We start from the raw sequence: 15,811 nt of genomic DNA, 5'->3' as shown, positions 1-15,811 counted from the left end.
TATTAGTCACCAATGTTTTCACCATCCTTATTTAAAGTTGCCGAAGACTTAATAGCATTTACAGGACAGACTTGAGCACAGACACTACATCCAACACACATATCTTTATCTATAGACGATTTTAGCTTTTCAATTCCCTCGTACTTTATCATCTTTAGTGGTGGGCAATTGGTCTTAATACAAGATCTACAACTAATGCATATTTCAGGATCTACATAAAAATATGGATTTTCCAATTTATATCTTAGAGCACAAGGTCCATTTACAACAATAATCGATAAACCTTCGTAGGCAATTTCTTCATCAATTAACTTCTTTGTGGTCTTATATTCATATTGATTAATTTCCTTTACTCTATCAAATCCCATGGAATCTAGTAGGGTTTTTATGCCTACCTTCATATCATCTCTTCCATTATAAAGTCCAGAACTACCATTGTGTTGTCCACCTGTCATAGCAGTTGTTCTATTATCTAAAACTATTATAGTAATATTTTCATTATCTTCCTTTTGATGAAGTAAATTAATAAAAGAAGGTAATCCTGAGTGAAAGAATGTTCCATCACCAATTACTGCAACTAAAGGCTCCTCTTTCTTAGTCATAGACATTGCTTTCCTCATACCTTTACTCATTCCAATACTTGCACCCATGCTTATTATGGAGTTAGACTGTTCGAACGGAAACAATGCAGCTAAAGAATAACATCCAATATCTCCTACAACTATTTTAGCCTTTGATTTCTTCAAAATATCAAATGTTGGTCTATGAGGACATCCAGTACAAAATAATGGTGGTCTTGATACGGTCTCAACAAACCTTTTAACATATTCTTTTTTATTTGATAATATTCCAGCTTCATATAATCCATTCTCAATATCTTGAATATCAAGTTCTCCAGTAAACTCAAAATATTTCTTACCCTCACACTCAATACCCATTAATTTAAGCTCGTTTTCTATAAAAGGCGTCATCTCTTCAATAACTATTACTTTTTTAAATTTGCTTGTTATTTCTTTCGCCTTCTTTTCTGATATAGGGTAAACCATACCAAGTTTCCAGATGCTAGCATTAGGGTCTACCTCTTTAAGATTATAATAAACCAACCCAGATGTAATAATTAATGTATCTGTGCCTTCTTTTATTTCTAGCTTATTTATCTCCATATCATATGCATACTTTTCTAATTTCTCTAATCTATCCTTTACAAAAAACTGTGCTTCCCTAGAGCCTGGAGGTATCATGCAAAATTTTTCTTTGTTTCTATTAAATTCTCTTGGCTCAATTTCTGTTCTTTCATTTAATGTTACTATACCTCTACCATGACAGAGTCTACTAGTAATTCTAAGCATCATAGGCATTTCAAATTTTTCGCTTAACTCAAGTCCTATTTTAGTAAAATCCTTTGCCTCTTGACTATCGGAAGGATCTAATATACCCATATGTGCAAATTTACCTAAAACCCTATTATCTTGTTCGTTTTGAGAACTGGCAAGTCCTGGATCATCTCCAGTTACTAATAGAAAACCTCCATTAGTTGGTGTTAATGTAAAGGTCATAAGTGGATCTGCAGCTATATTTACACCTACGTGTTTCATAGTTGCCATAGATCTTACACCGTAAAAAGAAGCTCCAATAGCTACTTCTACAGCAACTTTTTCATTTGTAGAAAACTCTGAGTACACCTCATCGTATTCCTTAAGCTTTTCTAGTATTTCTACTGTAGGAGATCCCGGGTAACTTGCTGCTACCATACCCCCTGCTTCGTAAAATCCTGTTGCAATTGCTTCGTTTCCTGTTAATACTCTCTTCTCAGTAGAAGACATTAAACCACTCCTTTATAATCGAATACTTTAGCTGTACAATAAAATCTATGTACATATAACTATCTATTGATACTTCAATTATGTACCCTCTATATAATTAAATTAAACACTATATAGTATCATTCATCTCTAAAAAGTTCCATAAGTTCATCTTTGCTAATCTTAGATATTAACGTTTCACCAGGTTGTATAACCCCATCAATTAACTCTCTTTTCTTATCTTGAAGTTTGGATATCTTTTCTTCTATAGTTCCTTTTGTAATCAGCTTCATAACATGAACAACATTTTTCTGCCCTATTCTATAGGCCCTATCTGTTGCCTGTTCCTCTACAGCTGGATTCCACCATGGGTCAAAATGAATGACCATATCTGCTCCAGTTAAATTTAGACCAGTCCCACCCGCTTTTAAAGATATCAAGAAAATATCTGTGCTACCATTATTAAAGTCATTTACCATATTACCTCTTTCCTCTATGGGAGTTGATCCATCTAAATAATAATATGAAACTTTAAGCTTTTCTAACATATCTTTTATCATAGCAAGCATACTGGTAAATTGAGAAAATAACAAAATACGATGATTTCCCTCTATAGAATTTTCTATAATTTCCTGTAAAAGTTCAAATTTGCCGCTTGTGCCCTTATAATTTTCCAAAAACAATGCTGGATGGCAGCAAATTTGTCTTAGTCTTGTTAAGGCGGCCAAAATTTTAATTTGACTTCTTTCAAATCCGTTTTCTTTTATTTCTTCTTCAATTTCACCTTGTATCTTCTTTAGATATGCTACATATAATTTTTTTTGTTCTGGACTAAGCTCTGCAAATACTATATTTTCTATTTTTTCAGGCAACTCATTTAATACATGCTTTTTTAAACGTCTTAGCACAAAAGGAGATATCTGCCTTCTAAGGCTCTTTAACACATCTTCATTTTCTTCTTTAACGATCATTTTCTCATATTTATTTTGAAATTTGTTGTAGGATAATAGATACCCCGGCATTATGAAATCAACAATAGACCATAGCTCTGTTAAAGAGTTCTCTATAGGTGTCCCAGTTAAAGCAAATCTATGACTAGCCTTAATAGACTTTACGCATCTTGCATTTTGAGAACTTGGGTTTTTAATATGTTGAGCTTCATCTAAAATACACCACTTAAAAGATAAATTTTCATATAAATCAACATCTCTTCTAATTAAAGGGTAGGAGGTAATTATAATATCATATTCATTTGTCTTTTCAATTATTTGTTTTCTTTCTTCCTTATTTCCTACAACTACTGCAGCCTTTAAGGAGGGTGTAAACTTTTCTATCTCTGCTAACCAGTTATATACTAAGGATGTAGGGGCTACAACTAAAGCTGTACCTTCTTTGCTTTCCTTTTTTTCAGAGACTAAATAAGCCAATACTTGAAAGGTTTTTCCAAGTCCCATATCATCTGCAAGTATTCCACCTAATCCATAGTAACTTAAGGTTTTTAACCATTTAAAACCAAGTTTTTGATAATCTCTTAAGGTTCCATTTAATCCTTCAGGAACATTGTATTCTACTTCCTTGTATTTCCTAATATCTTCAACAAAGTTTCTAAAGTTTTTATTCTTCTTAATAAAACTAAGATTTTTGTCTCTTAATAGCTCGTCTATGTATAATCCTCTATATTTAGGAATTTCTATAGTTTTCCCTCTCAAATTTGAATTATCTAAATCTAACTCTAACATCATTTTATCTAAGCTAATTAGATGTTCGTTATCTAGTGGTATAAAGGACCCATCTTTTAAACGATAATATTTTTTCCTTTGCCTTAAAGATTTTAAAAGTCCATTAAGTTCTTTATCGTCTACTTCGTCTATTTCAAAGTTAAACTCTAAAAAACCTTCATCTTTATTTAATCTTATTCCCCCTTTAAAGCTTGGGGGTTTTCTAGCCTCCATCATCTTAAATGAGTTAGAATAGTATACTTCTGATATATCTTGCAAACACTTTAATCTTTCATAAACTAATTTAAAAATATCTTCTTCATCTTCTAAGTAAACTTCTCTGTTTTTAATTTTAAAATTGCTGTTTTCAAGAAAGCTTATTACTTTTCTTTCATTTTCTAAATCCCTTATAAGAACCTTATCTTTTTCAATATTATTTTTTCTCGATACTTTAAATGGATTAATCTTAATTTGATCATATATAAAATTTACATCTGCAGTTACTTTGCGCCCTGCTCTATCAAAATATGTTTCAATTTTTAACTCTGGAGAATAAATAACTTCTTCAAGTTTCTTTTCAATTTCCACTTTACCTATACATTTTATAATTGGATATATTTCGGAAAAAAAGCTTTCCTGCATATCCTTCTCAATTACAATATTACTTCCCTTATGCTTAGTTAAGATACTATAGAATGGTAAAAGATTTTCTTTCTGATATTTAGATATCTTACATATTTCACCATTAGAGAAAAAATAATCCCCATCAGAGGTTATAGGAATAATAAGACCATCGTGTTCCACTTTTAAAACAATATTTTCTTTATCTTTGTCTAATTGGAATCTAAAAGGTATGTCCTTCTCATTAATAACAATATTATCATAAGCTTCTTCTAGAATAATGGCATTGAATCTACCTTTAGAGATAAAATCGCCATCTTTTATAATGTTTAAAAATCTCTTTAAAGTTATCTCCGGTAACTTTATATATTTGCCATTAAAAATAGATTGTGAGCTATCTTTATAAAAATCCTCTTCAAAAGTTTTTTCATGTTCATATATTTCAGCTATAAGATCGATTATTTTTTGATCATCGCTACTAAATGAATGAATATTAGGATCAAAGATAAAATTTTTCCCAAATTCAATCTTATTTTTATTATATATACACTCTATAAATCCTTTAATATTACGAACAACATAGGTTCTACCTTCTCCTACCTTTAAACTAATAAAACTTCCCGCAATACGCTTATTGTAACGACTTATCTTTAGTTCAAATGTTATTTCCATATTTAATGATATAAAATCACTATGCTGTTTATTTCGATAAAAACTTAAAATGTTTTTTATATGTTGTGTTTCGGCAACTTTACTAAATTGTCCCTCTCTATCCTTGTGCATAATTGTTAAAAGAACAGCCACAATATGCTTGCATATTCCCCAATATTTATCGTAGGCAGAACAGGAGCATGTTGTATGTTTAACATTCCCACCTGGTATAAAGCCTATCTTTACATTATATTTTCTAGTGCCTTGTACTATAGCTGAAAAACTAAGGTTTTCTTGATTAAAAATTAAGGATTTTACTCTTCTTTCAGTAAAATAACCTTTACCCTTTTTATAGGTAATTGATTCTGTACTCATATCATATATATTTTCTTCATTTAAATTAAACATATTTCACCCCATCGGTATATTTACCAATTATAATTAACCTGCCTTAATTATAATCAATATGGGCTATAATTAAAACAGATACATCCAATAAAGTATTGTCAGATAAAAGTTGAAAAATTTGATTATATATTTCTATATAATATATAAAATACTAAGAAAATTTAATAGTTTTATTAATACAATATGTTGCATTTTTATACAAAATGTATTAATATCTATACTATTGGAAAAAATTTAAATGCAGTAAAGGAGATGAGAAATTTCATGGACAACAGTAAACATGGAAATTATTCTACAGCAAGTATATTACGTTTTATTATTCCCTCTTTAATAGGTTCCGTTCTATTTATGATTCCTATTTCTTACAATGGGGAAATTACAATTCCTATTGCTTTATTTTCTGGATTTATTCTTAATACTTTATCTGATGCTTTACCAACAATTACTACTGTTTTAATATCTATAACTGTAATTGGTAGTGTTATTACTAAATTATTTCAACCATCCTTTATTAAGAAAAGTTCTTTTTTAAATACTTTGTTTAATGTAACACCATTGTGGTTTGTATCAAGAATTTTAGGTATGGTGTTTGCAATTTCAGCACTGTTTCAGATAGGGCCAGACTGGATGTGGTCTGATGCTACTGCTGGACTACTTTTATATGATCTACTTCCGATATTATTTTCTGTATTTCTTTTTGCAGGACTACTTTTACCATTACTTTTAGATTTCGGCTTATTAGAGTTTTTTGGATCCTTATTAACTAAAATAATGCGTCCAATTTTCAAATTGCCTGGACGTTCATCTATAGACTGTATTACTTCTTGGCTTGGAGATGGAAGTATTGGTGTACTTTTAACCAGTAAACAATATGAGGACGGACATTATACAGAAAGAGAAGCTGCCGTAATCGCAACTACATTTTCAGCAGTATCAATAACATTCAGTCTTATTATTATAGCACAAGTAAATCTAGCTCATCTTTTTGTTCCTTTTTATTTAACAGTGTCCTTTGCTGGAGTTGTAGCTGCAATTATCATTCCCCGTATACCACCGCTTTCACGAAAGTCAGATACCTATTTAGTTGATAATAATCAAGGTAGTTCTGAACAGGTTCCTAAGGGGTACACCTCGTTAACATGGGGATTTAAACAAGCTATAGAACAAGCAGATAAAAATAGTAGTATAAGAGAATTTTTCAAAAGTGGTATTAAAAATGTATTAGATATGTGGCTAGGAGTAACGCCTATAGTTATGGCCTTTGGAACTTTAGCACTTATAATTGCTGAGTTTACACCAGTTTTCCAATGGTTAGGAGTTCCATTTATTCCACTACTAAAACTATTAAGAGTGCCTGAAGCAGATTTAGCTGCCCAAACCTTAGTAGTTGGATTTGCAGATATGTTCCTACCATCTGTTATTGCAAGTAAAATTACAAGTGAACTTACACGTTTTGTTGTAGCATGTGTATCTGTAACTCAGCTAATCTATATGTCTGAGGTAGGGGGATTAATACTAGGTTCTAAAATTCCAGTTTCTATTAAGGACTTAGCTATTATATTTATTCAGCGTACATTAGTTACCCTACCTATAGTTGTATTAATAGCACATATTATATTTTAATTTTAAAAACTCCCTTTTTCTTAAAGGGAGTTTTTTATTTTAGACTACTAATCTTCTTAAATAAATAATAAGTTCATCTCAAACTATTCTATGTTATAAAAATCCAAATATGAATATTGTTCTCCATCTTTCTGCCAGCCTAAAATACAATCCATATTAACATTTTGTGCTGCTTTAAAAATAGATTTATCTATATTTTCAAAGTTATTCTTTAGGTTATTAATTAGCTCTTTTACTTCATGCCTTTTGCTTCCTATTTTTTTAGCCGCCACCATACATGCACAGTTTAGTGGCCAAATACCATTAGTCTCTGTATAGTCAATAATCATCTGCTCTTCAACGTAATAAAGCGGACGAATTAGCTCCATCTTTTCAAAATTCGTAGCCTTTAACTTTGGAAGCATTGTCTTAAAGTTTCCTGTATATAGTAGGTTTAGCATAGTTGTTTCAATAACATCATTAAAGTGATGTCCTAGGGCAAGCTTGTTACAGCCAAGTTCTTGGGCTTTTTTATATAAAGCCCCCCTTCTCATTTTGGCACACATAAAACATGGATAATCTTTTGCCATTTTCTCTGCTATTTTAAAAATCCCTGATTCAAAAACATGGATTGGAATATTTAAATGATTACAATTATCTAAAAGAAGGCCTTTAATACTTTCATGGTATCCTGGGTCCATAGCAATATATTCTACTTCAAAATTATCCTTGCCATGTTTTTTTAGTTCTTGAAAAAGTTTGGCTAGCAGCAGACTATCTTTACCCCCAGATATTGCAATCCCAATCTTATCCCCATCCTCTATTAGATTAAATTCTTTTATAGCTTTAATAAACTTTGACCATATATCTTTTCTATATTTAGTAATAATACTTCTTTCTATTTCCTCAAGTGATTTTCTATCCCCAAGGGGTATTAGAGATTCACAACCCTTTCCTGCAATATCAGACACTTTATCACCTTCTCTTTTTTCTTCAATATTATAGCATTTTTATGATGCTTTGTCTTTGTAGTTATGAACTTTAACTTTATTAAAAGCAAAAAAAATATTAGAAGGAGAAAGTTTCCCTTCTAATATTTTTATCCAACATCTAGTATTCTCAAAATCTTTGATAAATCATCAAAGTTTACTTTATTCTGCGAAATGTATTGCTCCCTTTGGCGTAGTTGCCAATAGGGCTTCATGAACAGCCTCAGCAGTTGTAGGATGCGCATGAATGGTATCAACTACTTGTTCTACAGTTAGTTTGTTCTTAATAGCAACTGCAATTTCATGTATAAGATCGGTTGCATGTGGTCCAATAATAGATCCTCCTATTATTATACCTGTAGCTTCTTCAGTAATTACTTTTACAAATCCTCTTCTTTCCCCTAAGGTAAGAGCTTTACCATTAGCCCCAAATGGGAAGTTTCCTACATTTACCGATATACCCTTTTCCTTTGCAACTTTTTCGGTAATACCAACAGATGCAATTTCAGGATTTGTAAATATTGCACTTGGTACAGTAGAATAATCAGCCTCTACATCCTTGCCTAGTATATTTTCAACAGCAACTATACCTTGATGAGAAGCAACGTGGGCTAATTGAATTATATTTGTTACGTCTCCAATAGCATAAATATTATCTACACTTGTTTGCATTTTGCTATTAACCTTTATTCCTCTTGGTCTTTCATTAAGATCAATTCCTAATTTTTCTAAATCTATATCGCCATAAAATGGTATTCTTCCTACTGACATAAGAACCTTATCTCCAGTTATATAGCCCTTCTTACCCTCTTTGTCAAATACTACAACAATTGACTTACCTTCTTCTGTATCAATAATTTCCTCAACCTTCGAGCTAGTATAAACCTTTATTCCTTTTTCTACAGCTATTTCTCTAATTTCATTTCTAATATCTTCGTCTAAGGCAATTAAAATATCTTCTGCAAACTCTACTACACTTACATCTGAATCTAAGGCGTTACAAATAAATGCAAACTCCATTCCAATTACACCGCCACCAACAATAACTATTTTTTTAGGTAGCTCATTTAAACTTAACATGTCTTTACTTGTTAATATATTTTTTGACTCTACTCCTTTTATTGGTGGAATAAATGCTTTAGATCCTGTAGCAATTATTATATTTTTAGTATTAATTGTAATTTCCTTATTTTTTTCCCTTACAAACACCATATTTTTATCTATTATTTCTCCATTACCTCTAAATACAGTAATATTGTTTTTTGATAGAAGATAATCAATACCTCCAACTAACTCGCTTACTACATTATTCTTTCTTTCCATTATCTTAGAAAAATCAAAGGTTGGAGAGCTTTTGAAAATTCCATACTCTTCAGAGTTTTTTACCAACTCATAGACTTCTGATGAACGTACCAATGCCTTTGTAGGTATACAACCCCAGTTAAGGCAGGTTCCTCCTAAATTTTCTTTTTCTATAAGTACTACTTTAGCACCTTGCTTTGCCGCCTCTATAGCAGCAACGTAGCCCCCTGGGCCTCCACCTAAAATAACAATGTCTGTCTCAATTGTTTCTTTCTGTAGTTTTAAGAAATTAGCCATATAGTTAAATCCTTGTTTTTTATTAGCATCCCCTTTATTAGTATCTGCTTTACTACTAGATTTTTCTCCTTCAACTGTAAATAGCACATCGCCTATTGAAACTTTGTCACCTTGAGCTACTTTTATCTTTACAACTTTACCTTCCACATCTGATGTAACTGTAATATTTCCTTTTTTAGCTTCTATATCAAAAAGTTCTTCTCCTACTTTAATAGTATCTCCTTCTACCTTATATATCCTGCCAATTACACCAGACTTATTGTGACCTGATAATTTTTCTAATTTAACATCAAATATCACTTATAACCCTCCTGTCAACTTTAAAAATATATAAAGAGAAGACAGGTAACTGTCCTCTCTTATCTATCTATTGAAAATCTTTTTCAAACTCATCAATTGAATCTTTTAATAATGTAACACTATAAGCCATGGAAGGTCCTCCACCAAAGGCTACTGCTACCATTGCCGCCTCAATAATTTCTTTTCTTGTAGCTCCCGCTTGTAGTGCATTGTAAGTATGGAAAACAATACAATATTCACAACGGTTATAAATAGCAACTCCTATACTAATTAGCTCCTTTGTTTTTAAATCTAATGCATCTGGTTCATAAGCTGCCCCTAATAAATTCATAAAAGCTTCAACTTGAGCTCCGTTAGTATTCGCTAGTTCTTCTAATCCTCCAGTAAAATCCTGTAACATTTGTCTTACGTCTCTTGCCATTTTATTCTCCTCCTTGTTAAATTACTTGCTATGCTAATTATTAGTATACCAAGTGTTTAAAAATTGTCAATATTTTTTTGATAAAAATTTGTCGTTTTTTATCATTTTTTAATTGTATATATTTTTTCCTATATGCATAAAAAAATACACACATTTTACAAACCATGTGTGCACTTTTTATTATTAATATTCTCATTTATGTTACTAACCATTTTTGATAGAACCATTGTAAAAATTTTCATTTCTTCATCGGATATATTTTTATACAGTAACTTTTCAAATTCTTCACCCTCTGGTAATAATTTAATTCTATACTGTTTTCCTTTATCTGTAAGTCTTAAATTTGTCACTCTCTTATCGTTTTCATTTTTAACTCTCTCTACTAATCCATCTCTTTCCATACGATCAAGTAAACGAGCTACAGATGATTCTTTTATATTCATTTTTTCCGCAAGTTCTTTTTGACTAATAAACTCTTCTTTACCTAAATAATATAGGGCAATCCACTGTACCCTAGTTACACCTAACTTAATTACCCTCTCACTGAAGGCATCACAGATAACTTTACTAGAATTATCTGTCATATAGCCTACTCATGTATCTAAGTTAAACAATATTTACCCTCCTTGCCCCTTTAAAAATTTTTAATGCTACATTCAATAATAATATTCTATAATACTTTACAGAAATGTTTTTGTCTATTATTTTCTTACTGTTACCTTTCTATCTATTATGAAATAAGAAAGTTACTAACAATCATTAAAGTTTCAATTTAGAAAGAGCATCTGCAAGAGCAGTATTAGTAAATTTGTCACTATCTTTTTGTTGCTCCCTCATATATTTGGCTACTTCTTTTTTAGACACTTTACTACCTTCTTTTTTCTTTCGTTCCTTAAATGTAGAAAGCTTTTCCCTATGTCCACAACTACATGCAAATATTTGTCCTTCACCCTCACCACGAAGCTCTAGCTTTTTGTGACAGTTAGGACATCTTGCATTGGTATTTTGTGTAATACCTTTTCTATAGCCACATTCTCTACTTTGACAAACTAGCATTTTACCTCTTTTACCATTAACCTCGAGCATATATTTTCCGCACTCTGGGCATTTATTTCTTGTTAAATTATCATGCTTAAATGTTTCATCACTATTTTTAATCTCATTTACAACTACCTTTGTATAATTTTTCATTTCATTAACGAAACTATCTTTATTAAGTTGCCCTTTTGAAATAGCACCTAGTTTTTGTTCCCACTCCGCAGTTAGTGCAGGAGATTTAAGATCCTCAGGAACTAATTCTAATAGTTGCTTTCCCTTTGAAGTTATTAATATGTCTTTTCCTCTTTTTTCTAATAGAAAGCTACTGAACAGCTTTTCAATAATATCCGCCCTAGTGGCTACAGTCCCTAGCCCTCCAGTCTCTCCTATTGTTTTAATTAAATCCTTATCTGCACCTTGCATATATTTAGCCGGATTTTCCATAGCTGAAAGTAGAGTTCCTTCATTAAAAGGTGCCGGTGGTTTTGTCTGTCCTGTTGTTTGAGTAGCAGAGGATATTTTTAAAATATCTCCCTTGTTCATACTAGGTAGTAGTTGCTCTAAAACACCATCAGCTGTATCCTCATCTTCAAAATTATTTTCATAAACCTCTTTCCAGCCTTGGTTAATAACTACTTTGCCCTTTGCTATAAAAATTTCTTCTCCAATTTTAGATTTAATAGAAGTCTCCTCATATTCAAAAGGAGGATATAGAACAGCTAAAAATCGTTTTATAACAAGATCATATATTTTTCTTTCTCTATCATTTAAAGAGCTTAGCTGAACAAACTGCTCTGTTGGTATAATAGCATGGTGATCCGAAACTTGTCCATCATCTACAAAGGATTTATTTCCTCTTATTGGATTTTGCGAAATTTTATATGCCAATGCTTTATACGGTCCTATTCCACAAGCCTTAAGTCTATCATTTAATGTGCTTACTATATCCGAAGAAATATATCTTGAATCTGTTCTAGGATAGGTTAAAACCTTATGGCTTTCGTAAAGTCTTTGCATAATGGAAAGGGTCTCCTTTGCAGAATAGCCAAATATTTTATTAGCATCTCTTTGAAGCTCTGTTAAATCATATAGTTCTGGAGAATAACTTCTTTTATACTTTTTATCTATGTCTACTACATTGGCATTTTTATTTTTTATAGAATTAAGTACTTTAGTAATTTTCTCTCTATCAAAGGTTTTAATATCCTTTGTTTTATTGTCCTGCCATGTTAACTTTAAATTACTACTACTAATAGCCTGTATTCCATAGAAAGTTTTAGGAATAAAGTTTTTAATCTCCCCTTCCCTTTGTGCAATTATTGCAAGAGTTGGTGTTTGCACCCTCCCACAGGAAAGTTGTGCATTATATTTGCATGTTAGTGCACGAGTAGCATTAATGCCTACAATCCAGTCTACCTCTGCTCTGGCAACGGCAGATAAATAAAGTTTTTCATAATCCTTACCATTTTTTAGACCTTTAAAACCATCTTTAATAGCTTTATCTGTAACTGAGGAAATCCAAAGACGTTTAATTGGTTTATTTACTTTAGCTTTATCAATAATCCACCTTGCAACTAATTCACCTTCACGGCCGGCATCCGTAGCAATTATAATTTCTCCAACATCCCGCCTATGCATTTGATCTTTTACAATATTAAATTGCTTGCCAGTCTTTTTTATGACTACCAGTTTTAAGTCTGAAGGTAGCATAGGTAAATCTTCTATTCTCCAAGACTTGTATTTATCATTATAACTCTCAGGATCTGCTAATGTTACTAAATGACCTAGAGCCCATGTTACAATATACTCTTCTCCTTCAAAATATCCATTTCCTTTTTTATTGCAATTTAAAACTCTAGCTAAATCTCTTCCTACCGAAGGTTTTTCTGCTAATACTAATTTTTTATTCATATTTACAATCCTTTCAAAATTACAATTATATATTTATACAACAAAATTCATTGTATGGTTATTCTTTACTTAAAATATATCAACACTATATTATTTTAACATAAAACAATATTATATTATATTTATTCTCTTCTATATAGTCATTTATAACGGATAATCCCTATTTTATATTTTAAAATAGTCAAATACAAAAAAAGATGAAGATATTTTCCTCATCTTTTTGTTATATATCAATATTTTTTATACTAGAGCCTCATTAAGAAGTTCTACCATTTTACGTGAAACGTCAGCTGTTACCCCTGCACAACGACTCTTTCTTTCTGGATCTCCATATGCTACCCCTTGTTCCTTCATGAACTTACCTACAGAATCCTCACATAATACAGATTCTGCAATTGTATGTTTTAATCCTAAATTTTCTGGCTGATACTGAGGGAATTCAAAGCCTTTGTACCATTTAAATAGTTCACCTACTATTTTCTTTTGTGTATCTACATCTGTTACCATACCAATACAAGATGCTGCAACACCTAATGATCCACAAAGTGTTGCCATACCATAACCGCCAGCTGCATTAGTAAATCCTTCTGTTGGAATTTGATTAAATGGATATCCTACTTCATCTGCTAACGTGCCGAAGAACCCTTCGGCTACACCAACACCTCAGCCACCTTTTTCTTTATATCCTTTAAAAGCTCTTTCTGCTACCTTTTCTGGATCTAATTTTTTATACTTAAATGGCCATTGTGGTTTTTCTTTAGAACCAGATGAATCTACTGATGCTGATCCAGCATTTGTACAGGCAGTAAGTAATCCACCTATACCTCCTGCCATAGCTACTCCAGCTACTGAAACTCCAACCCCTTTAATGAAATCTTTTCTCGTAATTTGCTTCTTTTCATCCATCGCCATGATTGTCCCTCCTAAATAATCTCTTTACTATTTATTTTTTCTATCAAACTCAATATTCCTATAGAATATTTCACTTGTTAATATATTAACATTAATAACCTGATTTTAGTAATAAATTATACTTATACAATATAAACATTTTTTATTGCCAATTTATTTATAAAAGATTTTTTAGTATGTAATTGTTTATTTATCTACGTTGTAAGTAATTATTTGAAAATCTATATTTGTAATTTTAGTCAATGATTGTATAAAAAACAATGTGATTTATTTGTTAATTAATATGCAGTTTATTTTGGTAATAAATAAAATTAAAAGACTCTAGATTAAATCTAGAGTCTTTTAAAGTAATTTTTTTAATATTATAGAATTTTTCTAAGGTTTTCAGCTTCAAACTGTCTAATAGATTTTATGTTACCTTCTCCAGTACATAAAATATCAACCATTCCATCCTTTGCATTCATTACTCTACCTTTAATTTTTGTTCCAATAACATTAACAGGTGCCTTTTTGTCAATATCTTTAATGTCATTTGATTGGCAGTAACTACATGTTCCATTAAAATAAGAGATTCTTCTGCACTCAACACAGTAATTTAGGTTGTTCATCCCCGTACCTCCATTTCAAAGTAGTGATACAACAAATCTTATTGTTATGACATTCTCTAATTGTTCTCTTAATATATTATAGAAAATTCCAAAAATTCCTCCTATATTTTTTTATTATTAATCGACAAAATATATTATAATATGAAAAATTATAGTTTTTTATAAGTAAAACAATAAAGATGAGGATATTTCTCCTCATCTTTATTATTCGTTTATATTATTAATTAAGCTAATTGTTCATTAAGAAGTTCTACCATTTTACGTGAAACTTCAGCTGCTACCCCTGCACAACGTGCTTTTCTTTCTGGATCCCCATACGCTACACCTTGAGCTTCCATAAACTTACCTACAGAGTCTTCACATAATATTGATTCTGCAACTGTATGTTTTAAATTCAAGTTTTCTGGTTGGTATTGTGGGAAATCATGTTTTTTATACCATTTAAATAGTTCTGATACTATTTTCTTTTGTGTATCCACATCTGTTACTGTACCAAGACATGCTGCAGCTACCCCTAATGATCCGCACAGTGTTGCCGCACCATATCCTCCAGCTGCGCTAGTAAATGCTTCTGTTGGAATTTGATTAAAAGGATATCCTACTTCATCTGCTAATGTACCGAAGAACCCTTCGGCTACTCCGACACCTCAGCCACCTTTTTCTTTATATGCATTGTATGCTCTTTCTTCAACTTTTGCTGGATCTAACTTTACATACTTAAATGGCCACTGTGGCTTTTCTTTGGATCCAGTTGTATCTACAGATGCTGTTCCAGCACTTGTACAGGCAGTAAGTAATCCACCTACACCTCCTGCCATAGCTACTCCAGCTACAGAAACTCCAATTCCTTTAATAAAATCTTTTCTTGTGATTTGTTTCTTTTCAGTATTTCCCATAATTAGTCCTCCTTACAAAATATTTATAATACCAATGTTAAGGCAAAATATAAGTTACAAATAAAACAAACTATGTCACTTTTTTAACATCTCTATATTAAATATTATAGTACAAGTTTCACAATTAATATAATAAGACTTAATTATGCAATATAAATATAGCTTATCATTGTTTTTTATTTAACCTTTTTTTACTAAATTAAAATGTAATCACTACTAATTTTTTTACTTCATGGTATAATAAAGACATAGATATATTAAATAGTTAACAAATATTCTATTTAAAGTTTAAATGATATAGATTATTAATAGGCTTATTTTTTTAAGGAAGGAGA

At 31.0% G+C, this 15,811-nt stretch carries 11 protein-coding genes; 1 reads left to right on the top strand and 10 read right to left on the bottom strand.

Going from position 1 to position 15,811, the window contains the following annotated elements; translation table 11 throughout:
• Nucleotides 1–2 precede the first annotated feature (2 nt).
• Together KQI88_RS03860 and KQI88_RS03855 are read right to left on the bottom strand one after the other, a co-directional pair.
• A complete protein-coding gene (locus tag KQI88_RS03860) occupies nucleotides 3–1,823 on the bottom strand; it encodes a thiamine pyrophosphate-dependent enzyme (RefSeq protein WP_216415015.1) in 1,821 nt (606 codons plus the stop codon).
• 119 nt (nucleotides 1,824–1,942) lie between these two features.
• Nucleotides 1,943–5,200, bottom strand: coding sequence for a DEAD/DEAH box helicase (locus tag KQI88_RS03855; protein ID WP_216415014.1), 3,258 nt, complete (start codon nucleotides 5,198–5,200; stop codon nucleotides 1,943–1,945).
• A 264-nt stretch (nucleotides 5,201–5,464) separates the two neighbouring features.
• On the opposite strand from KQI88_RS03855, the gene KQI88_RS03850 reads away from it, so the two are divergent.
• Nucleotides 5,465–6,823: a YjiH family protein gene (locus KQI88_RS03850; protein ID WP_216415013.1), complete on the top strand. Its 1,359-nt coding sequence runs from the start codon at nucleotides 5,465–5,467 to the stop codon at nucleotides 6,821–6,823.
• An 83-nt stretch (nucleotides 6,824–6,906) separates the two neighbouring features.
• Here KQI88_RS03850 and KQI88_RS03845 read toward each other — a convergent pair whose 3' ends face one another.
• From KQI88_RS03845 to KQI88_RS03810, 8 genes are all read right to left on the bottom strand, one after another.
• A complete protein-coding gene (locus KQI88_RS03845) occupies nucleotides 6,907–7,773 on the bottom strand; it encodes a tRNA 2-thiocytidine biosynthesis TtcA family protein (RefSeq protein WP_216415012.1) in 867 nt (288 codons plus the stop codon).
• Between the two features lie 180 nt (nucleotides 7,774–7,953).
• Nucleotides 7,954–9,690: a dihydrolipoyl dehydrogenase gene (lpdA, locus tag KQI88_RS03840; protein WP_216415011.1), complete on the bottom strand. Its 1,737-nt coding sequence runs from the start codon at nucleotides 9,688–9,690 to the stop codon at nucleotides 7,954–7,956.
• A gap of 67 nt (nucleotides 9,691–9,757) precedes the next feature.
• Nucleotides 9,758–10,111: a carboxymuconolactone decarboxylase family protein gene (locus KQI88_RS03835; RefSeq protein WP_216415010.1), complete on the bottom strand. Its 354-nt coding sequence runs from the start codon at nucleotides 10,109–10,111 to the stop codon at nucleotides 9,758–9,760.
• Between the two features lie 155 nt (nucleotides 10,112–10,266).
• Nucleotides 10,267–10,695, bottom strand: a complete 429-nt coding sequence (locus tag KQI88_RS03830) for a MarR family winged helix-turn-helix transcriptional regulator (protein WP_246579101.1) — start codon at nucleotides 10,693–10,695, stop codon at nucleotides 10,267–10,269.
• 175 nt (nucleotides 10,696–10,870) lie between these two features.
• A complete protein-coding gene (locus KQI88_RS03825; RefSeq protein WP_216415009.1) occupies nucleotides 10,871–13,060 on the bottom strand; it encodes a DNA topoisomerase III in 2,190 nt (729 codons plus the stop codon).
• 240 nt (nucleotides 13,061–13,300) lie between these two features.
• A complete protein-coding gene (locus KQI88_RS03820) occupies nucleotides 13,301–13,966 on the bottom strand; it encodes a C-GCAxxG-C-C family protein (RefSeq protein ID WP_216415247.1) in 666 nt (221 codons plus the stop codon).
• Between the two features lie 368 nt (nucleotides 13,967–14,334).
• Complete coding sequence (locus KQI88_RS03815) at nucleotides 14,335–14,580, bottom strand: hypothetical protein (RefSeq protein WP_216415008.1); 246 nt, start codon at nucleotides 14,578–14,580, stop codon at nucleotides 14,335–14,337.
• A gap of 224 nt (nucleotides 14,581–14,804) precedes the next feature.
• Complete coding sequence (locus KQI88_RS03810) at nucleotides 14,805–15,476, bottom strand: C-GCAxxG-C-C family (seleno)protein (RefSeq protein ID WP_216415007.1); 672 nt, start codon at nucleotides 15,474–15,476, stop codon at nucleotides 14,805–14,807.
• Nucleotides 15,477–15,811: the final 335 nt, after the last annotated feature.

Source organism: Alkaliphilus flagellatus (genome assembly GCF_018919215.1).
Taxonomy (GTDB): domain Bacteria; phylum Bacillota; class Clostridia; order Peptostreptococcales; family Natronincolaceae; genus Alkaliphilus_B; species Alkaliphilus_B flagellatus.
Note: the sequence above shows the minus strand (reverse complement) of the source record. Positions and strands in the feature narration are given on the sequence as shown.

Excerpts from the sequence above, each read along its gene's own strand:
- KQI88_RS03860 (WP_216415015.1), bottom strand. The coding sequence starts at position 1,823 with ATGTCTTCTACTGAGAAGAGAGTATTAACAGGAAACGAAGCAATTGCA.
- KQI88_RS03830 (WP_246579101.1), bottom strand. The coding sequence starts at position 10,695 with ATGACAGATAATTCTAGTAAAGTTATCTGTGATGCCTTCAGTGAGAGG.
- KQI88_RS03825 (WP_216415009.1), bottom strand. The coding sequence starts at position 13,060 with ATGAATAAAAAATTAGTATTAGCAGAAAAACCTTCGGTAGGAAGAGAT.
- KQI88_RS03850 (WP_216415013.1), top strand. The coding sequence starts at position 5,465 with ATGGACAACAGTAAACATGGAAATTATTCTACAGCAAGTATATTACGT.
- KQI88_RS03815 (WP_216415008.1), bottom strand. The coding sequence starts at position 14,580 with ATGAACAACCTAAATTACTGTGTTGAGTGCAGAAGAATCTCTTATTTT.
- KQI88_RS03835 (WP_216415010.1), bottom strand. The coding sequence starts at position 10,111 with ATGGCAAGAGACGTAAGACAAATGTTACAGGATTTTACTGGAGGATTA.
- KQI88_RS03855 (WP_216415014.1), bottom strand. The coding sequence starts at position 5,200 with ATGTTTAATTTAAATGAAGAAAATATATATGATATGAGTACAGAATCA.